Below are 23,853 nucleotides of genomic sequence, written 5' to 3'. Positions count from 1 at the left end.
GACGGCACGGCTGCACGAGGCGTCTGACATAAATACGACGTCGAGATGATATCGCGCTCGCGGAACCTGCTCATTCACGATCACCGCGGTGATCAGCGCTGCACGGCATCAATCATCTTGCAGCGCGGCATTGCGAAGACTCCGCTCATCGTTCGCGCATCGACGGCACGTGCGACCTCAGCCTCACCGCATTCGTTGACTTTGATATGTGCCGCTGCATACTCGAAGCGGCCTCTGCCGCCATCGCCACGACGCGGAAGTCCGCCGAGCGTCACGTCATCGAGGTGCTCGGGCGAACTAGACTTCACAAAAGAAAGTCACGCAAAGTCAAAAACGGGAGGTATCGCGGTGAAACAGCACGATCACGATCAGCATTCCGCATTCCAGCCGAACCGGCGAACGGTGCTGAGAGGCGCGGCGAGCGCCGCAGCACTCGGGACCAGCGGCGCACTCGGCACGTTCTCGGAGCTCGCATTGGCGCAAGCCAACCTGCGCGCGCAGATCACGCAAATTCCGGGTGTCGGTAAGGGCGCACCGACGGACGCCGACTGGCAGAAGGTCGGCGAGCTCTGCCTCGGCCCGACAAAGGCGAGCGTCAAGGAAGGCGAATTCAAGGGCGTCGAGCTCTCGTTCATGGGACTCAACAATCAGAACCTGCACAATCTCCTGTTCCGGGGCTTCCTCAAGCCGTGGGAAGCTTACACGGGCGCTAAAATCTCCTGGATCGATCTCGCCCAGGCCGACTACAATCCAAGACTCCAGCAGGCGATCGCGACCAGCACGGTCGATTTTGACATCCTCGAGATGGGCGCGCCGTTCGAGGGCGATGTCTGTGGTAAGGGCTTGGCATCGGAGATGCCGGACTGGGTCAAAAAGCAGATCGATATCGATGACTATGTCGACTATCTGAAGCCGCCGGTCGGAACCTGGAACGGCAAGACCTATCGCGTCACTATCGACGGCGACTGCCACAACTTCAACTACCGCACCGACGTCTTCTCCGACGCAGTCCTTGCCAAGGCCTGGAAAGATGCCGGCAACACGGGCGAATGGGGCGTGCCGAAAACCTGGCAGCAGGTCCAGACGGTGACGAAATTCCTCAAAGGCAAGAAGATCAAGAACCAGAGCGCGTTCGGCTATCTCGATGCGCCAAAGCCCTGGGGCGGATTCGGCTTCTATTTCCTCGGCAGCCGCGCCTCTGCCTACGCCAAACATCCCGACGACAAGGCTTGGCTGTTCGACATCGATACGATGAAACCGCGCATCAACAATCCGGCCTGGGTGCGCGCTATCCAGGACGTCATTGACGCGCTGCCGTTCGAGCCGGCCGACCAACTCAATGCCGATCCGAACACCACCGGCTTCCAGCAATTTCTCGCCGGCATCGGCTCGATGATCCCCTGGTGGGGCGACATCGGCCAGGTCGCCAAGGCGAGCGACACCTCGGTCATCGGCGATATCGTCGGCTTCAACATCCTGCCGGGATCGGACGATGTCTATAATTCCAAGACTGGACAGTGGGACAAGCTCGCGAGCGGTCCGAACCACGCGCCGAACTGCGCCTATCTCGGCTGGGGCGTCTATGTGATGGCCAGGGTCAATGGCGACGAGAAGAAGCACAAGGCAGCCTGGAGCGCAGCCGCGCATCTTGGCGGCAAGGATCTGTCGCTGTGGATGGTGATGTATCCGTCGGGCTTCCAGGCCCACCGCACCAGCCACTTCCAGTTCGACGAATGGGTGGCCGCGGGCTATGACCGCAAATACATCACCTCCTACCTCAACTCGCAGCTTGGCTCCTACAATCATCCGAACCGGGCGGTCGAACCGCGCATCCCCGGCATCTTCCAATACTACAGCATCGCTGAGGATGAGCTGACGAAGATTTTCGCCGGGAAGGTCGACGCGCAGACCGGCGCGAACAACATCGCCAGCGCCTGGGAGAAGCTGACCGACCAGATCGGCCGCGAGCAGCAGATCGGACTCTACAAGGCCTCGCTCGGCGTGTAGCTGCATGAGCATCACGAAGACGCTCGGCTGGCGCCGCTCTCGCGGTGCCAGCCGAAAACTTGCCCGGGGCAGGCCGGGCATTCAGGATCGGCAGAGTTCGATTGCCATGCAGAATTCAGCTCCCGTGACCGACGACCTGCACCACCAGCCCGCGGTAGCGCGCGCGACGGCCAGGCGGAAGGCCGCTGGCCGCGCGCTTGTCGCGGTGGCGTCGCTCGGCTTCCTGCTCGTGCTCCTCGTCCAGATCCTGCACACGACCGGTGCGACCGCGGCCGGGTTCGCCGATTGGCGACCAGTCCTCATCGCCTATCTCATCTGGGCCCTCGGCTTCGCCATCGGCCAAGTGCTGATCCGCGGCGAGCGCGGCCAGCGCGCGCTGTTCCTGCTGCCGGCGGTGTTCTTCACCACTGCGGTGGTGATCTTCCCGACCATCTTCGGGATCTATATCGCCTCGCTCGACTGGAATCTCCAGCTCGGTCGAAGGCCCGCGCTTCAGCGGCTTCGGCAATCTCGTCGCGATGCTCAACGACACCTATTACTGGAACGCGCTGGGCAACATGATCTTCTACGCGGTCGCAGTCCTCGGCGAGTACGCGATCGCGTTCGGCCTCGCGCTGCTGCTCAGCACCGAGATCCGCGCGCGCAAGTTCTTCCGTGTGGTGTTCCTGCTGCCGATGATGCTGAGCCCTGTCGCGGTGAGCTGGATGATCGGCAAGTCGCTCCTCGAATATCGCTTCGGGCCCGCTGCGACGCTGGCGCGTTATCTTGGATGGGAGAACCCGGCGTTCTTCGCTTCACCCTGGATGGCGCGCTTGAGCATCCAGGCGATGGACGCCTGGGTGTCGATCCCCTTCATCATGATCATCCTGCTCGCCGGCCTCCAGGCCATGCCGCGGGAGGTACAGGAGGCTGCCAAGGTCGATGGCGCCAACGGCTGGCAGTCGTTCTGGCACGTCACCTTTCCGATCATGCTGCCGGTCAGCATCACCGTCCTCATCATCCGCATCATCTTCAAGCTGAAGCTTGCGGACATCGTAATCAACGTGACGGCCGGCGGGCCGGGGGCGCGACCGACACCGTATCGAGCTTCATCTATCGCGTGTACCGCGACCGCTCCAATGTCGGATACGGCACGGCACTCGCTATGGTCTATCTGGTGCTGATCATCGTCCTCCTGACGCTGCTCCTCCGCCTGTCCAAGCGTTGGACGCAGAGGGTCGTCTAGAACCAAGGAGTCCACGCGCGTGTCGCTATCGACATCGGCATTGAAATCCGTCCGGCGGCATCCCGCGGCACCGCGCGCCAAGCGGGTGCTTGGCCGCGTGCTGATCTATGCCGCGCTCCTGTTCTGGACGTTCATTTGCCTGTTCCCGATTTACTGGACGGTGACGACGTCGTTCAAATCGGCAGTCGACGTCACGCAGGCGCATCTAATCCCATGGGTCGATTTCCAGCCAGATTGGAAGGGATGGCGCTCGCTCGGGCTGTCGCCGGACACGCTGTTCGGCACCTCAACCGCCCGCGCGGAGTTCACGAGCCGGTTCGTCAACAGCATCATCACCTCGGCAGGCGCGTCCCTGCTCGCGTTGATCCTCGGGTCGCTCGCCGCCTATGGCCTCAGCCGCTTCCGCTACAAATTCGCCTGGATGCGCAACGACGACATCCTGTTCTTCTTTATGTCGCAACTGATCTTGCCACCGGTCGTGCTCGCCCTGCCCTTCCTCGTGCTCTACAAGGCGCTCGTACTGCTCGACACCCGCTTCGGCCTGATCCTGCTCTATACGCTTTCGGTCCTGCCCATCGTCATCTGGATCATGCGCGACCAGTTCAACGCGATCCCGATCGAGCTAGATGAAGCCGCGTTCGTCGATGGACTGTCGACCTGGGGCGCGTTCCTGCGCATCATCCTGCCGCTTGCAGTGCCCGGGATGGTGGCCGCTTTCATCCTGTCGCTGGTGCTGTGCTGGAACGAGTATTTCTTCGCGGCTCTCCTCACCAGCACGGACGCGAAGACGCTGCCGGTGATGGTGGCGAGCCAGACCGGCTCGCAAGGCATCAACTGGTGGTCGATGGCGGCGCTGTCGACGGCGGCAATCGCCCCGCTCGTCTTGGTCGGCATCTTCCTCGAGCGCTACATTGTTAGCGGCCTGACCACGGGCGCGGGAAAGTAGCACGGCGGCAATTGTATGAAGCTGTGGCGACGGGCGCATCGGCCGCACGCAACGTTGGATACGATGCTCGCCCCTGGGCGGACCTGACTAACCGCCGTTGCTGGGCCGGATCAGCCGGCCGAACCGAACCGCGAGGACGCAATGACAATGAGCGTGATCAAGACGCTCATGCTTCACGACGAACCTCCACCAACGCTCAGCTACTCTGCTGGTGACCCAACTTTGCTAGGCCGTCCACCGTGCTAGGGCCATACATCACTCCAAACAACGACCGCCCCCACTTGCGCTCAATAGATTTTTCTTGATCTCCCGGTGCACACGTTGTGCACACGCCACCCTCTAACCGATTGAAACATTTGAACTCTCGCTCCAATCCATCATTGGAGAAATCGTATTCGCCGGTTTCAAAACGCGCGAGCCATCTTTGACAGCAACTTTGCAGCGAGGCACCACCTGAGCAAAATCACCGTTTGAAAATCGGGCGCTCAAACGGTTTTTCTGGATAAGTGATTGATATGGTGGGCGCACCAGGGCTCGAACCTGGGACCCGCTGATTAAGAGTCAGCGACGGGTCAAGAACAATCAATGACTTACTGGTCGCACCACTGGGCTTATCCGGCCGAAAATGGGCATTCGTCGCACGATCATATTGCTTCGTTTGCACTGCCCCGTCAGCCGAGCCTCGCCCGGCGCGGGATGTAGAGCTGGGTGAGCTGCCGGTCGGCGGGAACGATAACCAGATAGCCTACCGTCATCTCGAGAGCCGGCGCATCACCCCAGCTGTCATTGCGGAACTTGCGGTCACGCGTCGCTGAATAGACGCTGGCGCCATTTTCTCGCAGGTCCTGCAAGATGCCATCCAGCTCCTTGGCGAACCCGAGGCGGCTGGACATCGGCACGTCGTCCAGGTCCATCAAGTCCTGCACGTAGTCACAGAAGCTGGCGGCCAGCGCCTTCGTGTTGTCGTGCAAGCCCTCGTCGATTGAGAACGACACCGCATTGATTACGTCGGCAAACTTGGCAGCTTCCTGGCCTGAAGCCACCGGCTGAGCCCCGATCCGCACATGGTCGGGATGCTCGTCGTCTAGGTTCTTCTGCTGCATGGTTTTCAGACCATCGAAGAAACCGAGTACACTTTCGATGAACTTGGGATCATCGAAGATATCCGGCTTGTCATATCCCAGCGCTTTCGCCAGAGCACGCCGCGAGGTCACGTTGATGGGCTGGCCGACCTCGAAACGCTGGACCGTCCTGATGTTGACGGACGCATTCGCAGCCAGGGCTTCCTGGGACAGATGCTGTGTTTCGCGGACGCAGCGGGCCCAGAAACCGAGAACCTTGGGGTCAAGCAGTGTGGTATTCATGTCGTCCTCCTATGACCCGAAGCATAGGCCCGCCTCTGCAAGCCAAACACGTCAGAATGCCGACAGCATACCGACATCGGACCAGCCGGCGACAGCCGTACGAAGATCAAGCTATTGAATATATTGAATTATTTCTGACGCTGAAAACGCCATTCCATTGACCTGGCCCGCAGAAGGCTTATCTTCGACATGGGATTGGGAATGCTCGATCGGCGCAGGGTCTCGATAAACATCGGGGCCCTGTGCTTTCTTGCTCACGCCCTAAACGGTTCTTTAGACCGGTGCTGCTGAAAGTTGTGTAACGCCCTTGACGGTCAGGTTAGAAACCCGCCGAGGAAACGGAAGATGGCGAAGAGTGTAAAGGCCCTGATCAATCCGGCCCTGCTTGCATGGGCGCGGGAGCAGGCCGGGTTCAGCCCGGACGAGGCCGCGCGCCGTCTTCACATCGACGAAGATCGCCTCGGCGCGCTCGAAAAGGGCGACGAGACGCCGACCTTCGCCAAGTTGTTGGATATTGCCGACCTCTACAAGCGGCCGGTCAGTCTCTTCTACCTCAAGACGCCCCCCAAAGGTTGGCAGCCGATCCAGGACTTCCGCCGCCTTCCCGGGGTCGAGGAAGGCTTCTCTCCTTCGCTGACCTACGCCATCCGGCTCGCCAGGGAGCGGCGCGAGATCGCGCTGACCGTTCGAGACCAATTGGGCGATAAGGTCCAGACCTTCTACCTGACGGCCACGCTTAAATCCGACATCGAAAAGCTCAGCCAGGAAATTCGTGAGTACCTGGGTGTGACCGAGGCCCAGCAACAGCGCTTCGGCCGCAAAGCCTTCGACGGCTGGCGTCTGGCGATCGAGGCCAAGGACGTTTTGGTCTTTATCGTGCCCCGCCTGAAAATTCGCGAGATGCGCGGCACCGCGCTGGCCGAGCAAACGATGCCGGTGATCCTCATCAACGGGAAAGATCGCGGCAACGGCCGCGTCTTCACACTACTGCATGAGTTCTGTCACCTGGCTCTACGCCAGAGCGGCGTCAGCAACATGGGCGGTGACCGCAACGATGCCCCGAACCCCGAGGTCGAGAAGTTCTGTAATGCCGTCGCGGCGGCGACGCTGATGCCACGCGAATGGCTGCTGAGCGAAAAGCTGGTGACGCAGAAGGGCAGCCAGAAGAGCTGGCGCGACGACGAGCTGGAAGCGCTAGCTCTGCGTTTTGGCGTCAGCCAAGAAGCGGTCCTGCGCCGTCTGCTGACGCTTGGTCGCACGACGCAGGCCTTCTACGACAGCAAGCGGGTCGAATTTCAGAAGATTTACGCCCAGCTCGATGAGCAGAAGGAGGCGTCCGAGGGCGGCCCGAAGTACCACTATGTGGTGCTGAGCCAGCTCGGCCGCACCTTTACCCGGCTGATTTTCCAGGGGTATCACGATCGATATTTCACGCTGCGCGACGTCGCAGGTCTTTTGAATATGAAGGTTACGACCGTTCCTGTGATGGAAAAAGCGGCCTTTGGCATGGCGGGCTAAGCCGGCATGGCCAAAAAGACCTATTGCATCGATACGAGCGCGCTGATTGCCGCCTGGTACGAACGCTACAAGCCGAACCGTTTTCCGAAGCTATGGGAGCAACTGGACCAGCTCGTCACCGACGGCCGGCTGGTTTCCTCGACGCTGGTCCTTCGGGAATGCAACAAACAACGGTCTGAGGAGCTTCACGGTTGGCTAAAGCCGCGTGAGACCATGTTCATCACGCCTGACGAAGTGGTGCAGCAGCAGGTCGACCATATCGTCAACACCTACACAGGCCTAGTGTCGGCGGGCAAAGAGAAATTTCAAGCCGACCCGTTCGTCATCGCGCTTGCCAAGGTGCAAGGCTACACGATCATTACCGAGGAGACCGGCATCGGCAGCCTCGGCAAGATTCCCGGCGTCTGTAACGCCATGAAGGTCGACTGCATCAACCTGATGCAGTTGATCGACGCAGAGGACTGGGTATTGGGCTGATGGCCGAACGACAAATACCTCCGGATTACTGGACCACGGCGGAGGTGATGAAAGGCATCTTCGAGACGAAGACATGTCTGGCAAAGCCGCACTCGCCCGAGCCCTGCCAGGGAAAAATCGTCGCCGCCCATACCATTCCGCGCAGCCAACTTGCCAAGATGGCACCAGACGGCCACGTGTATGCTGTCGCCGGCACTCCAGCCGATTTTGCCCGCACCGATGGGCAGCTCACGGCAAAGAAATACGGCATCAGAAATTTTTCAATCCTGAATTGCTTCTGTGCCACCCACGACAACAAGATCTTTTCTCACATTGAAGACGATAACCTTGTGTTCGACGGTCACCAGCTTACGCTGCTTCAATATCGGACGCTTGCATCTGAATTATATCGAAAGGCGACGGCGTATCATTCGATACTGCACCAGATCGAACAACAGCAAAAAACCAAGCGAAAGAACAAAGAAGCAATCGATTTCCTAATGGCGCATGCAGTCGGTACTTTGGCAGGGGTCCGCGATGCAGGAACGGCCTTTGAGACCTGCGCTACGAACCTGTTTGCAGAAAAGCACGACCAGGTGAGCGCCCTCGTAGTTCACTTCAAGAAGCTTCCCTCGATCATGACCGTCGGAGGCTTCCTTGCCCAGTTTGACTACGAAGGAAAGCCGCTTCAGGTGCTCAATGATCTTGAAACCATCGCTCAGATCGTTTGTTTCAACATTCTCGCGGCGGCGGATCACGCCACCGTTATATTCCTCTGGCCCAAGGAGCACTCCAAGATCGGCAAGCAATTTGCCGACTCGCTTCTTGCCCAAGGCTCTTCGCTGTACAGCGCATTAGCCATTCAGACCGCCTTCGAATATCTCGAAAATACGTGTGTGAGTAACGACTGGTGGGAGACACAAAAGCCGATTATTCGCACGCTGTTGATGAACCGGATGCAATCGAGCGCCAACCTGATCGAGAAGAGAGCGTCCAACAGTCTGACCTTCGGTGGCGTGAACTTCGACCAGTGGGACTACGATAGGCATGAGTTTATAAACGTCGCTTAAATCTGCGCGATCTTACATCGAACAATTTTTGGATCCGACCCTGTTGGCGAAGACTATTCAATCCTGACAAGGAGCACGGGGCTGCGGGTGAGTATGGAAGGGTCTTGTTCGCCGAAGAAGTGATCCAACTCAACGAGGCGAGCATCGACTTCACAAACTTCGGGCCCTACCCTTGCTAGGATCGTGGCCGTCCTTGAGGATCACGCCACTAGCAACTCGGCTGTCATCGCCCAGGCGGCGCAATAGTAGACTTGCGCAGGTTACTCCCGCGCGTGAACCGTTTATAGTTGCGGAGCAAGCCTAGACGAAAGCATCGTGGGTTGGGCAGGTAACCATGACGGACGCGGATCCATCGTCTACGAACGGCGGCACTTCGCCAGCCACAGAGGCTGATCGCGCTGCGGAAACTTCTCCTAACAAAGCGAAAGATGGAGCTCTCCAGGGAGCGCCGGTGGCGCCACGAAAAACATCACGTCGTCCACCTGGGGAGTGGACGTCCTCGATCGTCCTGACCCTGATCGGGCTCGGTCTTATTGGCGGATGTACCTACGCGCTGACTGGACATCAATCCACCAAACTTCAACAAAATCAACGTTTTAACTCAACGGAAGATTTGGTGTTTGTACCACTCGAATGTGCTCATGTCGACCCTGCTTGCCCACGAGCGGCCGTCGAGCCACGACCGACGCTCTGCGGCATCCCAGAACGTTCTGTAGGCAGAATGCGTCGGACTAGGGCTATGCTTGCGCATGGTAAGCGGCAGCACGAGATCAATCGCAAACAGCGCCACGACGCCGCTGCCAGCCCGAACAGGACCGGCCTTAACCAAGAGAAACGCGTCAGCCGGCGTTTCACAACGTAGGCTCAAGGCGCAACGAGGTAGTGTTCGGCCCAATCGCCTTTGGGGATGGCACCGCCGAGCGAGTATTTGAACCGTTCGATCTTGAGGCCATCGGCTGAAGTCTGGCACGAATAGGCGAGGTGATACCAGGCGTTGCCGCTCCGGACAGCCGCTCCTGACGCATCAACGACGGCGCCTGAGCTTCGAGGATCGCCGTAAGCGTAGGCTACGAGTTCGTCCGGGTGGAAGCCGCGGTGCTCGCGTCCAACAAGACCCATTGCGCGCCTGTTGCAGCGTTGTTCGACGCGGGCCCCGAGATCCAGCTTCATCATTTGCTCATCGGAAATGGTTCGCGCAACCGCTGGTGACGAGACCAAGGCCGTCGCGGCGAGGGCGACAGACAAAAGAAGGAATGATTTCACAGTGACTGGCTCCAGATAAGGAACTGGAAAACGGAGAAATGTGCCCATCTTGCGGCGATAGCTGATACGTTCCTGCGATCTGGTAGGGTTTCGCTATGCTGCAGCAACTGCCCTTTTCGAGAGGGACCGTCGACGTCCTTCGTTGCCGATAAACCGATTGCTTTGGCGAGAGCTTCGCTTGCCACGGCAATCAGAAAATTCAGCTGAGCTTGACGAGCCTCGTCACCTTTGGCTGATTGCACTTGATGAAATGCCGATTGCGTGCTGGCGGAGATCGGTGCGCAGCCCCGATGACCAGGAGCGACACTCTCGACCGCTGCATCATTGGCCAACATTGTCATGATCACTTCCTCGGCGCACGCATCCGATGCGTGTTTGGCTGGATGGCGCCTCTCACCAACTCGTCCGACGAGCGTCCGGTTGTAACGGTGACCTCCTAACCGACGTCCCCATGCCGCAGTACGCCAATATCAGCATATCATCATCAGCATATCATCGGGTTATCGCCGAAGTCGCAAACGCCCCCGGGGGCTTTCTCAGGTGCGTCGACGTGGTGCGTTGGAATGCCGGCCCGGCTGTCGATACATGGGAAGGCATTGAAAGCGCTTGGATTGGCTTCACGCGTGACGTGCCGCTGAGCAATGTCGCTCTCGCGAGCCGCGCCGGGGGTTGCGAGCATCGCGGTAGCGATCAATGCACCCGCCATTAGCTTGATTTTGGTCATCGAACTTCTCCTCTGGATGCAAGCGGCCCAAGACGTTTGAGCCGCTTCAGACGAGATGCGAGCAGATACCTAGCTTCTAAACGCACACTTGCTCGCGACCATTCAACGCGTTGTGAGCCGCTCGCGACGACTATCCACCCAATCGGCAGAGGGACAAAACGGCTTGTCGACCGTTGGGCCACGCGCGCCGCTGATTCGTCAGCCGGTTGCTTGCGTAGACCGGCTGTGCGTCGGCCGATCGACATCGCGTCGGGTGCGCCACGGGAAAATCGGCAGACGCTCATGCAGGCGTGCGGCGCTAAGAAAGCCGAAAGCTAACAAGTGCGGTGATCCCTCGTTCTATCGAGATCATCTCGTCGTTTTGAAGCGGCGTGAGAAGATGTTCCTTTGAACGGCCTGCCGGGGTTCGCACTTGCTGACAGAGAGCCAATACCGCCGGTGATTTCGGAGAGAGAACATTCGATCTGATCTCGAAACGCCAAAAATCTGGTGCTTTGCCCAACTAAGGAAACGACGTGATGAAACGACTATTGACAATGCTGGCTGCGGCGGCACTTGCGGCAAGCCTGCTTACGGCGACAGCAGAGGCACGTGGTGGTGGCGGCCACATGGGCGGCTTTGGAGGTAGTCATATGGGCGGTTTCGGTGGAGGCGTCCATGTGGGTGCAATCGGTGGCACCCACATGGGTGGTTTCGGCGGCGGCCGCATCGGCCCGGGTAATCATGTGGGCGCCTATGGTTCGAGTTTACACCACGATTCCATGCACTGGCCGAGATACGGTGCTAACTTCGACAACGGCCTTGACTGCTACGATCTCTACTATGGTCGTCCGCGCAATCTCTGGCCATCCTACTGCGGCTGACGGCGAGAACGAGCCCCTGTATCGGGTAGAGAGTTTCCGCTGCCGTGCCGATCCCTTGCCGCCTCGCTCGGTGGCAGGCTCCTCGCTGCAGAGCAAGGAACAAGGAGCCGCCCTTGGCCTCGGCAGGATCAAACGGCCTCCCGCCACCTGAACTCTTTTTCATCAGATTTGCCTCCGGCGCCACCAACTCGGTGTTCGGGACGTCGGCCCTGAATGTGCTCGACGGCGTGGCGATCCGGTCCACGAACAAACATTAGGAAAGAGCGGCAATGACCAACGCAGAGGCGAATTCGGGGACCGGCCGGCAACACGCGCCGCACGCAGGCCGGATCGGTTTTATCGGTCTCGGACGAATGGGGACTGCGATGGCGGCAAATCTCGCCGCTGCCGGTCAAGAAGTGGTCGCCTATGTCCGGCGCCCAGAGCAAAAACGAGTCCTGGCCGCGCTCGGTCTTGAGCCGACGATAACCTTTAGCGACCTGTTGGAGTGCGAGCTGGTGATCAGCATGCTGCCTGACGATGCAGCCGTTCAACAGATCGCGTTCGGTCGGAAGGACCTCGGCATCGCCGGCCTGCTCATGGGCTTGATGCCGCGCGCAATCCATCTCTCGATGAGCACGATCAGCCCCACAACGGCGTCCCAACTGGCCAGCGAACACGCACGAAACGGCCAGAGCTATGTTGCAGCCCCGGTGTTTGGAAACCCTGATGCCGCGAAGGCCCGCCAGCTGTTTGTCATTGCCGCCGGCGCGCCGCCGGAACTCGCGCGCTGCCAGCCGATCTTCGATCTGCTCGGCCAGCATACGTTTGCGGTAGGCAGCACTCCGGCGACGGCCAACTTGATCAAACTGGCCGGCAACGCCATGATCGCGGCCAATCTGGAAATCCTAGGGGAGATCTGTGCGCTCGTCCGCAAACGCGGGCTCGATGCCGAGGAACTGCTGGCCATTATGACCGGCACAATGTTCGGAAGCCGTTTCCATCAAATTTATGGCAGCAAGATCGCAGGACAACAATACCGCACCGGCGGCCTCGTCTTCCCACTCGCGCTCAAGGACATGCGGCTGGTGCTCCAGGAGGCGGAGCAGGCAGGCGTGCCAATGCCAACTCTCAACGTCGTTCGCGATCGCTTCATCACCGGGATAGCGCGCGGATATTCTGAGCTGGATTGGTCTGCGCTTGGCCTGCTGGCCGCCGAGGAGGCCGGACTGAGCGGCGCACCCGGGAAATCTCTTCCAACCGCAAAGCTCGAAAGCCCAACACAACAGGAGCCGCTTCATGCTCGATCGACCCTATAGGAGTGAGCTGCAAATGGAACACATCAACATTCCCGGCACCAACATCAACGTGTCGCGCGTAGCACTTGGCACCTGGGCGATCGGCGGTTGGATGTGGGGCGGGACCGACGAGACCGAATCGATCGCAACGATCCGGACCGCCATCAAACGCGGCATCAACCTGATCGACACCGCTCCCGCCTACGGATTTGGGCACTCCGAGGAGCTCGTCGGCCAGGCGCTCGCAGAAGGCAATCTGCGCACGCGCGTGGTCATTGCAACCAAGGTCGGTCTTGAGTGGAGCCAGGGTCGCGTGTTCCGCAACGCCTCCCGAGCACGCATCCTGAAGGAGGTCGCCGACTCCTTGCGACGGCTTCGGACCGATTATATCGACGTCTACCAGGTGCACTGGCCGGATCCCCTTGTGGAGATCGAAGAGACTGCCGAGGCGATGGACAGTTTGCTGCGGCAGGGCAAGATCCGCGCAATCGGCGTCAGCAATTTTTCGGTGATGCAGATGGAGCGCTTCCGTCGGGTTGCGCCACTGCATGTCGTGCAGCCACCCTACAATCTCTTCGAGCGCGGCATCGAGGCAGAAATCTTGCCCTACTGTCGCGAAAACAACATTGCGACCTTCGGTTATGGCGCGCTGTGCCGTGGCCTCCTGTCCGGCCGCATGCGCGCTGAAGTAGCGTTTACAGGCGATGACCTTCGCGGCAGCGATCCAAAATTCGTGCAGCCTCGTTTTGCACAATATCTTGCCGCCGTCGGACAATTTGACGACCTCGCTCAAAAACGGTTCGGCAAGCGTGTCATCCACCTGGCGATCCGCTGGATGCTTGACGAGGGAATTACGAGCTCACTATGGGGCGCCCGCCATCCAGACCAGTTGCAACCGGTTAACCAGATAAGCGGATGGCGTATCGATGCCGCGGCGAAAGCGGAGATCAATCGCATCCTCGAAGCCACCATCCGCGATCCAGTCGGGCCCGAATTCATGTCACCGCCGGCCCGCAATAGGGCGGCCTAACCGACAAAGGGGGACGTCGCGCTCGATCCAACGCCCCTCGCCTAGCTGCACGTCAACGGAACCGCCTCGTTCATATGGCCCACGCAGTCGAGAGCGGCCGTGGAGAGCGAGAGCGCTGGCGCCTCGCGCAATAATTTACTTCATTTCGGGAATTGAGCCAGGAACCAGGTCAGAGCCAGCAGATCTGCGGTCCCGCCCGGGCTGAGGTGACGCGCGATCAGTGCATCATCAAATAGCGCCATCTTCTCCACCCCGCCGGGCGCTAGAACGCCTTCGTCTCGCAGAAGCCGTCTGGCGTAAGCCTGGACATAGTCAAGGCCGGCGAGACCTCCGCGTGATATAAGATTGGTGTCATTGTTGACCGCGAGCAGATGCAGCAGCACATGCAAAAGCGCGGTGCCTTCGTCGACACCGTCCTCCCGCACGCGGTCATAGACCGGCAGTGCGGCCGTGCGCACCGTGTCAAAGCCGGAGGCCGCTTCACCCCTGGCGCCTGCGAATCCAAAACGTCGGAAGACACGCTCGCCTGCCGTCAGCGTCGGAGCGGTGCGGTTGAGCTCTCGATCGACCAAACCGACGCAGATATACGCAACCTCGCCGCACAAGCGCTCTCTGGTCACTTCTGTACCGCGGGCTTGGAGACGGCCGGCCGAAAAGCAGAGCAGGCCGAGCGAAAAGATCGCCCCCTTATGCGTGTTGACTCCGCTCGTTGCCCGAAACATCGCTTGCTCGCACAGCACGCCCGTGGGACGCACCAGAGGCAACGCGGCGCCCGCGCTGACATGCGCGCTCGAATAACCTATCGCCACGAACCGCGACCACCAGGGAGCAATGGCCCGTGCGCTGGCCAGGAATGTGTCGATATTCATGTCACGGTGAGCACCGGAATTGCGGCGATCAACCAAACCGGGCTTTGGCGTGAGCATAAGCTCCGTGAGCAGCGCCTGATCGGCATATTCGGCAATGGCATCGCCGATGCACGCCTCACGTCCGCGCCGGCCCGAATAGGAGGGTGCACTAAGTGACTGCGCGGAGATCATATTCATGAACGATCCTACCTATCGTGGTTAGGAGCTGCCCGAGCGGATGCCGGCGCGAGCGGCCGCACACGCGGGCCGGCCGGCCGCATGCCAGGCACCGGCGCGGCGACTCCCCCAAACTTTGACGCGACAGCTGCGCTTGTCCGGGCGCGATCACGTCGAGATCCCAGAGCCGGCCCAGCGGGTGATGGTCTTCCAGCTCGATCATCGCCAATTTTAGGGACAGCGCGTCCGCATCGATGACGGAGAGCGCCTCGGGGCCGGTCTTTCGCCACAAGGCCTTTCGGGACAAGATGCGCCAGCCCCTCGCGCGACACGCCGCCTCCATCTCCTGAACGGCGAGGTCGAGCACTCGCCGCGGCAAGGGGCCGTCCTTGACCGGCCCTGGCATCACCATGGTCATGGATACCAGTGGCTTGCCAAACCGCGCCAGGGCGGCGGCCTGGCGAGTTGCCCGCTGCTCTCTGGCCGCCAGCATCTCCTCGAGACCAACCTCGGCCGCGTTGACCGTCCGGACCTGCGCGCGCATGGTCAGCCTTTCACCTGCCGAACCACATCGATCACGCTGCCGTCCCGGTAACGGACGATGCCGACAATGCGCTCAGTGAATTCAAGCGGCTCCGGCTCGCCGGTCAGTGCGACAGCCTTCTCGCGCAACTCATCGATCGTCATGATCGGCAGGCGAGCATCCCGTAGCCGCTTCTCGACTTCCGGACGCGTCGGGTTCACCGCAATCCCATGATCCGTGACCAAGACATCGATCGACTCGCCGGGTGTGAGCCGTGTCGTCACACGGCGGACCACCGTTGGAATGCGGCTACGCACCAGGGGGGCCACCACGATGGTCAAATCCGCGGCAGCAGCGACGTCGCAATGGCCGCCGGAAGCGCCGCGCATGACGCCATCGGAGCCGGTGATCACGTTGACATTGAAGTCGACATCGATCTCCAACGCGCTCAGGATCACCACATTGACGCGATCCACATAGGCCCCCTTGGAGGTCGGATTGGCGTATTCATTGGCCGAGATCTCAAGATGCGCGCTGGAGGTACGAAGCGATTCCGCCGCATCTTTGTCGAACGACTGCACGTCGACGACAGCCTTGATCAGGCCCTTCTTATGAAGATCGGCGATGCCTCCCGTGATGCCGCCGAGCGCGAAGCTCGCCTTGATGGCTTTGCAATTCATACGCTCCTCGAGAAAGCGGGTGGCGGCCGTCGATGCCGCCCCGGAGCCGGTCTGCAGCGAAAAACCGTCAATGAAATACCCGGAATGCTCGATGACATCCGTTGCCCGACGCGCGATCAGCAGCTCCCGCGGATTGTTTGTGACGCGGGCAGCACCGACGCTGATCAGCGAGGGGTCACCGACATGGTCGAGCTTGACGATCAGGTCGACGCGATCCTGCGAGATGCTGACGGGACGGTTCGGAAAACCGACCAGCTCTTCGGTCAGCAGCACGACCTGCCGCGCGTAGTCGGCGTCGACCTTGGCATAGCCGAGCGCGCCGCAACTCAACTTGCCATGCGATCCATTGGCGTTGCCGAACTCGTCACAGCAGGCGACGCCGAGGAATGCGACGTCAATCTTCAGCTCCCCGGTTTGCAGGAGGTGAACCCTGCCACCATGCGAATGGATCTGAACTGGATTCCTCATCAACCCGTTCGAGACGGCCTCGGCCAGTTTGCCGCGCATGCCGGAGGTATAGATCTGCGTGATGACTCCGGTCTTGATGTGCTCCACCAGCGGATCGTGGCAGTTCAGAAGCGAACTCGAGGCGAGCGTCAGGTTCTTGAAGCCGAGCCGGGCGAGCGTATCGATAACCGTGTTGACCACCTTGTCGCCTTCGCGGAACGCATGGTGAAACGAAATGGTCATCCCATCCTTCAGTCCTGACCGCTGGATAGCCTCCTCGAGCGATCCGCAGATCTTTCGGTGCCACTTGGTATCCGTGGTTGCGAGAAACGGCGTCTGGGCGTTCGCGCTCGTGAACGGCTGCAGCTTGGGTAACGCGGACTCCTGCGCTGCCAGGCACGCGATGGCGGTCGTCATAGCATCGTCTTTCATGATCGTGGTTTCCTTCAGGATGCATCGGCAAGCTGCAAGGTCATCTCGGCCTCTTCGATGACGGGCGGATCGATCATCTTGCCGTCCAGCGAAACGACCCCAAGCCCTTTTCGGCGGGCCTCGTCCGCCGCCGCGATGACGCGTTTCGCACGGCTCACTTCGTCTGTAGTCGGCGCATAGGCCTTGTGCAGAAGGTCGACCTGCTTAGGGTGGATCAGCGACTTGCCGTTGAACCCGAGCCGCTTCGCGATCCTGACCTCGCGGAGGAAGCCATCGTCATCGCTGACGTTGCCGTAGACCACATCGAAGGCATCGATCCGCGCAGCGCGGGCGGCATGGAGCACCGCGGCTCGGGCGTAGAACAACTCAGGCTGCCACCCGTTGCTGCGCTTGGTGTGCATGTCGACGAGGTAATCGAAGCCCGCCAGTGCGATTGCGATCATGCGAGGCGATGCCGTCGCGATCGACACAGCATTGACTACACCGCTCGCCGACTCGATTGCGGCCATGATCTTGGTATCGCCGACCGCGCGGCCGCACGCCTGCTCAATCCGCACCACGTGCGCTTCGAGTTCACCAATCGCCTGAGCATTCTCCGTCTTGGGGAGACGCACCACGTCGGCCCCGCCCCTAACGGCGACCTCCAGATCCTTCAGTCCGAACCCGGTCTCGAGCGAATTGACCCGCACGACAGTCTCGATGTCGCGATAAGCTGGATGCTGCAGCGCCTGAAACACCAAAAGCCGCGCCGAGTCCTTCTCGCGTGGCGACACGGCGTCCTCCAAGTCGAACATGATCGAATCCGGCCTGTAGACAAAGGATGTGCTCAGCATTGCGGCGTTGTCACCGGGGACGAAGAGCATACTGCGGCGCAGCTTCATGCGAGCCTCCGCCAGTCCAGCTCTTCCACGCTGCAGCCGCGCAACGCCGCCGCCTGGACACGCGCCCGGATCACGCAGTCAAGTGCGCCCTTGTCCTCGATGACGATAGAGCCAGCGCTGACGGAAAGTTTGTCAAGCGTGTCGGCGACGACAAGCCTGATCTGCTTGCCGAATTGCTTGATTACCTCGCTCCTGAGCACGATATCGCGCGTGCCGTTTTCGCTTGGAGCAACCCTGACCAGCACGTCGCCGGATTCCAGAGTGCCGGAAATAGCTTCCTTGACGATTTTCATTGTCTTTCGGTCTCCTTAGTGACGTTGCGGGATGCGGAAAATGTCCGCTCAAGAAATTGCAAAGTCGGTGCGGGGACCAGGTCCTGCATGGCGGGGAACTCCCCCGCGCCAACAATCGCCTGACCTGGGATGCGGAAATGGGGACATCGCGGACGGAGGCCCGGGGTATTTCGATCACCGTGACTGAAGCGGCCGAGGAGGCTGCATACTGCAGCCAATGCTTCATGTCGGCGTTGTATGTCTCGGTAACGGTGTCGAGCGGCTCTGTACCCACGTAGCGATGGCTGATGCCCAGCGCCGGCGCGATGTATTCGCGAAACAGCAGCAGATCGATTGCGGCCCAGCTATGATCGACAAGCGCCCGGTCTTTCAGAAAATAGCCAGGAAATGTCGCGCGCGAAATGATGTACTCGGAGCCTGGATGCAGGCTGACTCTTTCGAGATGCTTTACGCCTGCCTCCACGAGCCGAAAGCGATCGGCGTACGAGAACAACGACGCGTCTTCCCTGACCACGAATACATGGAGCCAATCGCAAACGCGAGCGGCCCGCTCCACCAAGTATTGGTGGCCGAGCGTAAAAGGATTCGCATTCAGGACAATGCCGCCGATCTTGCGTCCCGGCCGCCGCTGTTGACGCAGCCTGTCGCAGTAGGCCTGGATCGCGATCGGGCTGTTCTCCATCAGAACCACGAGTTGGGGAACCTCAACCAACGGATAGAAACCCCAACCGCGAAAAAACGGCAGGTTATGCGGGGGCGAGTACAAGAACAGATGAAACTGGCCGCACTCGGCCGCCAGTTTGACCGCCTCGCTGCCGAGGCGCAGGCTGAGCGACTCACCGCGAAACTCATCTGCCACGGCGACGCACTTGATGACGTTGTGATCTAGGCCGGCGCACGCGACGATCCTTCCGTCACGGCGGCACACAACGAATGCCTCGACCTGACTATCCAGCCCGAGATGATTGGCAGCCAGTAAGCTTCTGACTTTGACCATTTCGTCGGAAGCGTCATCCGGACGGATCGTGGCGAACTCATCAACTACAATCATGACGCACCTGTTTTCACACGTCCGCCAAATGATGCGTTGCCGCAATCATGATCGGGATAGTGGCGAAGGCGAGCACTCGCGTCGCGAGGATTGTGGTGGAGGACTCGGACTCTAGAATACCGTGCTCTTCCGCAAACATGGTCGTGATAACGGCGGAAGGAAGCGCCGCCAGGAGGATAGCCTCCCGCGCGAGCACGCCATTCACTCCGAAGGCCAATACGGCGGCCAGCATCGCGGCGGGATGCACCAGATTCTTGATAAGAACGTCGACGGCCACCGCCCTCGTCAGCTCAACCCTTTCCTCGGCAATGATGAGACCGGCGACGAACAGGGAAATCCCGGTGGTCGCGCTGCCGACGAGATTCAGCGAGCTGATGACGAATTCGGGTATACGCAGATCGAGAAGCACGAGGACAATGCCGATGAATGGCACCCAGACCCGTGGTTCGCGTAATGCCTTGGCGACCGTTTTGAAGAACGCTCGCGGTCCGGCGCGTTGTTGCCTTTCCGAGCCAACCTCGAGCAACACAGTCGTAAGGGGAAGAATGAGGAGGGACGGGACAAGATTGGCAATGAGAATAGGATACAGGCTCGAGGGTCCAAACAACTGTCCGAGGATCGGAATTCCCATGAACACCATGTCTGGGAAGGCGAGCAGGCTCGCCCTCAGCGTGGAGGTTCGCAGGTCGTAGCGCAGCACGAAACGGCAGCCGAGTAGCACCGTGAGATATGGGACCATAAGCCCCACCACGAAGAGCAGCGGTATTCTGTAGTTGGTCAGATCCGTGCGCGGCGCCTGCAGAATTCCGGCAAGCAGCAATGGGGGCAAAAGCCAAGTGAGAACCAGCCGGGTCAGCAGGGCTCGGTCCGTCCGCGCAAAGGCGTCATGGCTTCCGGCGCGATAGCCGAGATAAATGACGAACGCGACCGGCACGAGAGTCGTTGCGATGGTGTTGAGCATGGGTTCATGTCGCCAGTCGGATTGAAATCGAATTCGTCTTGCGCGGCGTATTCTCGGCGTGATCTCGCGAACTATCTCAGTGAGGTTTCTGCAAGACGCCATGCGACTTCCTCGCGATCGCCAGGACGCGCTCGGCTTCGCGTAACATTGCCGGCTCCAAGACCTGGCCGGCTAGAACCGGCGCGCTACGGCCGGCGGTGTTGCAGGCAGCGACGACAGAACGTGCGTGGCTCACGGCGTCCGGCGAGGGCGTGAAGACGGTGTTAATGACGGCGAGTTGCTCGGCGTGAAGTGCTGCCTTTCCTGTCATGCCGAGTTTGCGGCTCGCCATCGCTTCCTGTCTGAGCCCGGCCTCGTCCGCTTTGAAGTAGGGCACGTCGATAGCAGCAAGACCGGTGCTGGCCGCCGCCGCCACGAACTTGGATCGCGCATACAGCAGGTTTTCCCATGTGCCTTCCACGCCGAGGTCGGCAGCGAGATCGCCGCCACCCAGGAACAGGCCGCAAACACGCTCATGGGCATCGGCCATAAGCTCGGCAACGAACACCGCCCGGGCGAGTTCGACCATGGGGATGATGCCGATCCTGGAGCCATCCAGGATATCGACCACGACACGGATTTCGTCCGCCGATTGACACTTGGGAAGTATGACTGCATCGGGCTGGCTGCCGGCTTCGAGCAGGGCCAGCAGGTCACGCAGCCCGCTCGCAGAGCGCGGACTGTTGACGCGAAGGATGCGCATGAAATCGGCTGCAGGCGGTTCACGAAAGAAGGCCAGCGCCGCGTCTCGCGCGTGGCGCTTGTCGTCAGGAGCGACGGTCGACTCGAGATCGACGATGATAGCATCGCCGCCGAACGCCGGGGTGCTGGCAAAACGCTCGGGCCTGGAGCCTGGCGTGAGCAGGAAACTTCGGCATGCACGAAGGCGGCTGCGGAGCGAAACAGTCGGCCGGCGGGCGCCATTCCCCGACTGTATTTCGATGCGGGAGCCGGAATTCACTTCATCGATGTTCGCCATTATCGTCCGCCTTTCGTCGCCAGGATGAGCAACTCTCCCGCGGGGAGACTTCACTCGATCATTGATGCAACGGAGGTAAGCAGACCGCGTGGCGGCACCATTAAATAGACCTTAAGGTGACTAAACTTTCCTTCATAGCTTGGGACGCGTTGAAACGGCATTTGCTGCGCTCGATGCGCTTCCCCGCTTTCGGTGGCGAATGAAAACGCGCCGATGCGCACGTGCACGTTGGCAGTAGTTTCGCGCCACCGCGACCGCGTTACAAATTCGGGTGATGTGCAGAAGACTGTGGAGCGCTTCGGCGCGTGCCACCCGACCACACGAGCAGCACGCGTATTCGCGCGTGTCGATCAGCTGACCTTGGCCGCGTCTCCACCGGTGACTGCAAATTCGCTGCCGGTTACCAGCGCAGCGGCGTCGGATGCCAGGAAAACCGCCACCGGCGAGATGTCTTCGGGCTGCAGCCATCCCACCTGAAGCGGCACAGTCGGAGCACGAGCGTCCCAGGTTTCCTGCGCGGTCGGGTGCGCCGGGGGTTGGCGATTAGACTGTGCGATTGCCGCCCGGAACCGCTGCTCATTGTAGGTCAAAGGCGTGCCGACCAGTCCCGGCAAGATTGCATTGACGGTGACGTTGTGCCGACCGAGCTCCAGGGCCGCCGATTTCATCAGCCCCAAAATGCCCCATTTTGACGCGGAATAGCTTGCCCCATCCATCGTGCCCATTCTGCCTTGCATCGAAGAGAGCAGAATGATGCGACCCTGATTGCGGGCGACCAGCTTGGGTCCAAAGGCGCGAACGGTATTCGCAGTCCCATTGAGATTATTCTCGATCTGGTCGCGCCAGTCCATGTCGTCCATTTCCATCAGCGGTTTCCACCCCTGAATGGCGGCATTGGCGACAACGATGTCGATCTTTCCGTGTTCACGCTCCACTTTCTCGGCAACTGCTCGCAAAGCCTTCATGTCACGAATGTCCGCTTTGACTGCGGTGGCGCGCCGGCCATATTTCTCGATCTCCGATACTGTCCCGGCGAGTTCAGCCTCCGTGGCCGGAATTGCATCGGCAGTCGGGCTGACCGGTCCTGCAATGTCGAGGGCAATGATATCAGCACCGTTGGCAGCGAATTCGACGGCAATCGCACGGCCAATTCCGCGGGCCGCACCGGTCACCACCGCGATCTTGCCGACCAGCGCCGAGCCGCGCCCTGGCAGGATCGGCCCGGCGGTTCTTCCGGCAGGAGGTTTCGGATAGGGCCCGCTGACCGGCTCGGCTACCGATGCATGCTTTACTGGCTCAGCTGCTGCAACGCCGCCTGATAGCGCCAACCCGGTTGCTGCGAGCCCCGCGCCGACCAGCACCGTGCGCCGTCGCACACCATTGCCGTTGGGTTGGAATTCATCGCGAGGATTTTCGCTCATTGCAAAGCTCCTTTAGCTCAGCCGTCATGTCTGTTGTTTACCGATCCGGCGACCGCCTTGTGGCGCGTTCGTGCGGGCTGCTCGCCTTTGTTACACAGAGGGATTTGCCCGAATTCACTTCATGTGCGTCGCGTTCATTGCGCTTGGACGATTCGCAGCATCCGGCTTTGGCCTCGATGGCGGCAACGACTTGTCGCTTGCCTGAGAATCCTCCCCGGTGGCGCGGCGCATGATTGATATCTCCTGCTGCTGTTGCGCGATGATGTTCTGCGCCAGCCGCCGAAGGTCTTCGTTGTGACCGTATTTCAGCTCGGCGCGCGCCATATCAATCGCGCCTCGATGGTGAGGAATCATCATGGCAGCAAAGTCATGGTCCACGTCACCGGTTGGTTTGACGAGCATCGCTCTCGTCATGTCACTCATCGCCAGATCATTGTCGACGATGAATTGCTGCTCGCTGCGGCCGGCGCTGCCTGTACCAGGGTTCGCGCTCGTTGAATTCTGTGCCCACGACGGTGAAGCTGCAGCCGTTAGCAGCATCGTGGACAACACGATTGTGCGCGAGGAAAAAGCCATGTTGACCTCCAAAGGATGAGCCGTTGCCCAGCCGGATTGACGAAATGTCCAGGCTGTCGATTTCTCGAAGTCGGCGCACCAGATGGCGCGCTCAATTAAATTTGGATTTAGGCTTGATGAGCGGGACTCCAGTCGGACGCAAAGCTACCGAGCGCTCAATTCAAATTGATACTCAAGATTTTTTGTTTGGGGCGAGCGCGCCACCTCCCTACTTCGCTCCTGTCATTAACCCGCTCGATGTGCGGCACTTACGGCTCTTTCATCGCGGCGTCATCGCGCTCCAACCTGGCAAGAGCTTGGCGACCGGAGCGCAAGGCAGGAATTATACGATGGCAACGACTTCCTTGAACGTGAACGGTAAAGCCGCTTCAGTAACCGTCGATGATCCTGATACTCCCCTGCTTTACGTGCTGAGAAATGAGCTTGGTCTGCATGGACCGCGTTTCGGTTGCGGTCTCGGCCAATGCGGCGCCTGCACCGTCCACGTCGATGGAACGGCAGTTCGGTCCTGCGTTACACCGCTATCCGCAGTGTCCGGCCGCGTCGTGACGCTCGAAGGCCTCGGCACGACCAGCAATCCCCATCCGCTGCAAAGCGCGTTCATCGAAGAGCAGGCAGTCCAGTGCGGCTACTGCATCAACGGCATGATCATGCAGTCGGCGGACCTTTTGGCGCGCAATCCGAAGCCGAGCGAGCAAGACATTAAGACAGAACTGGCGAACAATCTTTGCCGTTGCGGAACGCATCTGCGGATTCTGCGTGCGGTCATGCGCGCTGCGGCAAGCTCGTAAGGAGACGCGCC

Annotated in this window: 22 protein-coding genes, 1 tRNA gene and 2 pseudogenes; 10 read left to right on the top strand and 15 right to left on the bottom strand. The window is 60.2% G+C overall.

Annotated features, from left to right (window positions below):
• Positions 1-348: 348 nt before the first annotated feature.
• The 3 genes and pseudogenes from AB8Z38_RS34075 (at position 349) to AB8Z38_RS34065 (ending at position 4,178) form a co-directional block, all read left to right on the top strand.
• Complete coding sequence (locus tag AB8Z38_RS34075; protein ID WP_369721930.1) at positions 349-2,007, top strand: sugar ABC transporter substrate-binding protein; 1,659 nt, start codon at positions 349-351, stop codon at positions 2,005-2,007.
• Between the two features lie 106 nt (positions 2,008-2,113).
• A pseudogene (locus AB8Z38_RS34070) lies at positions 2,114-3,232 on the top strand (carbohydrate ABC transporter permease).
• An 85-nt stretch (positions 3,233-3,317) separates the two neighbouring features.
• Positions 3,318-4,178 carry a carbohydrate ABC transporter permease gene (locus AB8Z38_RS34065; RefSeq protein ID WP_369726675.1) on the top strand — a complete coding sequence of 287 codons (861 nt, stop codon included), beginning with the start codon at positions 3,318-3,320 and terminating at the stop codon, positions 4,176-4,178.
• A 516-nt stretch (positions 4,179-4,694) separates the two neighbouring features.
• On the opposite strand, the gene AB8Z38_RS34060 is transcribed toward AB8Z38_RS34065, so the two are convergent.
• Positions 4,695-4,795 (bottom strand) — tRNA-Ser (locus AB8Z38_RS34060).
• Positions 4,796-4,849: 54 nt separating this feature from the next.
• On the bottom strand, positions 4,850-5,542 hold the full coding sequence (locus tag AB8Z38_RS34055; protein WP_369721929.1) for a multiprotein-bridging factor 1 family protein: 693 nt from the start codon (positions 5,540-5,542) through the stop codon (positions 4,850-4,852).
• Between the two features lie 345 nt (positions 5,543-5,887).
• Here AB8Z38_RS34055 and AB8Z38_RS34050 point away from each other — a divergent pair, with 345 nt between their 5' ends.
• From AB8Z38_RS34050 to AB8Z38_RS34040, 3 genes are read left to right on the top strand one after another with little or no spacing between them, the layout of a single operon-like run.
• A complete protein-coding gene (locus tag AB8Z38_RS34050) occupies positions 5,888-7,060 on the top strand; it encodes an ImmA/IrrE family metallo-endopeptidase (protein ID WP_369721928.1) in 1,173 nt (390 codons plus the stop codon).
• Positions 7,061-7,066: 6 nt separating this feature from the next.
• Positions 7,067-7,537 carry a DUF4411 family protein gene (locus tag AB8Z38_RS34045; RefSeq protein WP_369721927.1) on the top strand — a complete coding sequence of 157 codons (471 nt, stop codon included), beginning with the start codon at positions 7,067-7,069 and terminating at the stop codon, positions 7,535-7,537.
• Entirely contained in the window at positions 7,537-8,586 is a 1,050-nt protein-coding gene (locus tag AB8Z38_RS34040; protein ID WP_369721926.1) for a hypothetical protein, read from the top strand. The genes AB8Z38_RS34045 and AB8Z38_RS34040 overlap by 1 nt, the downstream gene beginning before the upstream one ends.
• Before the next feature lie 864 nt (positions 8,587-9,450).
• On the opposite strand, the gene AB8Z38_RS34035 is transcribed toward AB8Z38_RS34040, so the two are convergent.
• The 3 genes from AB8Z38_RS34035 to AB8Z38_RS34025 form a co-directional block, all read right to left on the bottom strand.
• Positions 9,451-9,759: a DUF930 domain-containing protein gene (locus tag AB8Z38_RS34035; RefSeq protein ID WP_148738312.1), complete on the bottom strand. Its 309-nt coding sequence runs from the start codon at positions 9,757-9,759 to the stop codon at positions 9,451-9,453.
• An 86-nt stretch (positions 9,760-9,845) separates the two neighbouring features.
• Positions 9,846-10,190 (bottom strand): hypothetical protein, encoded by a 345-nt coding sequence (locus AB8Z38_RS34030; RefSeq protein WP_369721925.1) that lies wholly within the window; start codon positions 10,188-10,190, stop codon positions 9,846-9,848.
• A 143-nt stretch (positions 10,191-10,333) separates the two neighbouring features.
• Positions 10,334-10,573 (bottom strand): hypothetical protein, encoded by a 240-nt coding sequence (locus tag AB8Z38_RS34025; protein WP_369721924.1) that lies wholly within the window; start codon positions 10,571-10,573, stop codon positions 10,334-10,336.
• Positions 10,574-11,091: 518 nt separating this feature from the next.
• On the opposite strand from AB8Z38_RS34025, the gene AB8Z38_RS34020 reads away from it, so the two are divergent.
• The 3 genes from AB8Z38_RS34020 (at position 11,092) to AB8Z38_RS34010 (ending at position 13,743) form a co-directional block, all read left to right on the top strand.
• Complete coding sequence (locus AB8Z38_RS34020; RefSeq protein WP_369721923.1) at positions 11,092-11,436, top strand: hypothetical protein; 345 nt, start codon at positions 11,092-11,094, stop codon at positions 11,434-11,436.
• Positions 11,437-11,705: 269 nt separating this feature from the next.
• Positions 11,706-12,734 carry an NAD(P)-dependent oxidoreductase gene (locus tag AB8Z38_RS34015; RefSeq protein ID WP_369721922.1) on the top strand — a complete coding sequence of 343 codons (1,029 nt, stop codon included), beginning with the start codon at positions 11,706-11,708 and terminating at the stop codon, positions 12,732-12,734.
• Complete coding sequence (locus AB8Z38_RS34010) at positions 12,715-13,743, top strand: aldo/keto reductase (RefSeq protein ID WP_369721921.1); 1,029 nt, start codon at positions 12,715-12,717, stop codon at positions 13,741-13,743. The genes AB8Z38_RS34015 and AB8Z38_RS34010 overlap by 20 nt, the downstream gene beginning before the upstream one ends.
• Before the next feature lie 140 nt (positions 13,744-13,883).
• Here AB8Z38_RS34010 and citG read toward each other — a convergent pair whose 3' ends face one another.
• The 10 genes and pseudogenes from citG to AB8Z38_RS33960 form a co-directional block, all read right to left on the bottom strand.
• Positions 13,884-14,783, bottom strand: a complete 900-nt coding sequence (gene citG / locus AB8Z38_RS34005; RefSeq protein WP_085351466.1) for a triphosphoribosyl-dephospho-CoA synthase CitG — start codon at positions 14,781-14,783, stop codon at positions 13,884-13,886.
• A complete protein-coding gene (gene citX / locus AB8Z38_RS34000) occupies positions 14,761-15,312 on the bottom strand; it encodes a citrate lyase holo-[acyl-carrier protein] synthase (RefSeq protein WP_369721920.1) in 552 nt (183 codons plus the stop codon). The genes citG and citX overlap by 23 nt, the downstream gene beginning before the upstream one ends.
• 2 nt (positions 15,313-15,314) lie before the next feature.
• Complete coding sequence (gene citF, locus AB8Z38_RS33995) at positions 15,315-16,850, bottom strand: citrate lyase subunit alpha (protein WP_369721919.1); 1,536 nt, start codon at positions 16,848-16,850, stop codon at positions 15,315-15,317.
• Between the two features lie 14 nt (positions 16,851-16,864).
• Positions 16,865-17,731, bottom strand: a complete 867-nt coding sequence (locus AB8Z38_RS33990; RefSeq protein ID WP_369721918.1) for an aldolase/citrate lyase family protein — start codon at positions 17,729-17,731, stop codon at positions 16,865-16,867.
• Positions 17,728-18,024 (bottom strand): citrate lyase acyl carrier protein, encoded by a 297-nt coding sequence (gene citD, locus AB8Z38_RS33985; protein WP_085351470.1) that lies wholly within the window; start codon positions 18,022-18,024, stop codon positions 17,728-17,730. Before citD ends, AB8Z38_RS33990 begins: the two co-directional genes overlap by 4 nt.
• A 109-nt stretch (positions 18,025-18,133) precedes the next feature.
• A pseudogene (gene citC / locus AB8Z38_RS33980) lies at positions 18,134-19,021 on the bottom strand ([citrate (pro-3S)-lyase] ligase); the annotation flags it as partial.
• A gap of 67 nt (positions 19,022-19,088) precedes the next feature.
• The gene (locus tag AB8Z38_RS33975; protein WP_369721917.1) at positions 19,089-20,036 is read right to left on the bottom strand and encodes an AEC family transporter; all 948 of its coding nucleotides are present in this window, start codon (positions 20,034-20,036) and stop codon (positions 19,089-19,091) included.
• 76 nt (positions 20,037-20,112) lie between these two features.
• Positions 20,113-21,054 carry a CoA ester lyase gene (locus AB8Z38_RS33970; protein ID WP_369721916.1) on the bottom strand — a complete coding sequence of 314 codons (942 nt, stop codon included), beginning with the start codon at positions 21,052-21,054 and terminating at the stop codon, positions 20,113-20,115.
• Between the two features lie 350 nt (positions 21,055-21,404).
• Positions 21,405-22,475, bottom strand: coding sequence for an SDR family NAD(P)-dependent oxidoreductase (locus AB8Z38_RS33965; protein WP_369721915.1), 1,071 nt, complete (start codon positions 22,473-22,475; stop codon positions 21,405-21,407).
• A 114-nt stretch (positions 22,476-22,589) separates the two neighbouring features.
• Positions 22,590-23,051 carry a DUF305 domain-containing protein gene (locus tag AB8Z38_RS33960; protein WP_369721914.1) on the bottom strand — a complete coding sequence of 154 codons (462 nt, stop codon included), beginning with the start codon at positions 23,049-23,051 and terminating at the stop codon, positions 22,590-22,592.
• Positions 23,052-23,380: 329 nt separating this feature from the next.
• Between AB8Z38_RS33960 and AB8Z38_RS33955 the strand changes: the two genes are divergently transcribed.
• Positions 23,381-23,842: a (2Fe-2S)-binding protein gene (locus AB8Z38_RS33955; RefSeq protein ID WP_369726674.1), complete on the top strand. Its 462-nt coding sequence runs from the start codon at positions 23,381-23,383 to the stop codon at positions 23,840-23,842.
• The last annotated feature ends 11 nt before the right edge of the window (positions 23,843-23,853 follow it).

Source organism: Bradyrhizobium sp. LLZ17, from assembly GCF_041200145.1.
In the GTDB taxonomy this organism is placed as follows: domain Bacteria; phylum Pseudomonadota; class Alphaproteobacteria; order Rhizobiales; family Xanthobacteraceae; genus Bradyrhizobium.
Note: the sequence above shows the minus strand (reverse complement) of the source record. Positions and strands in the feature narration are given on the sequence as shown.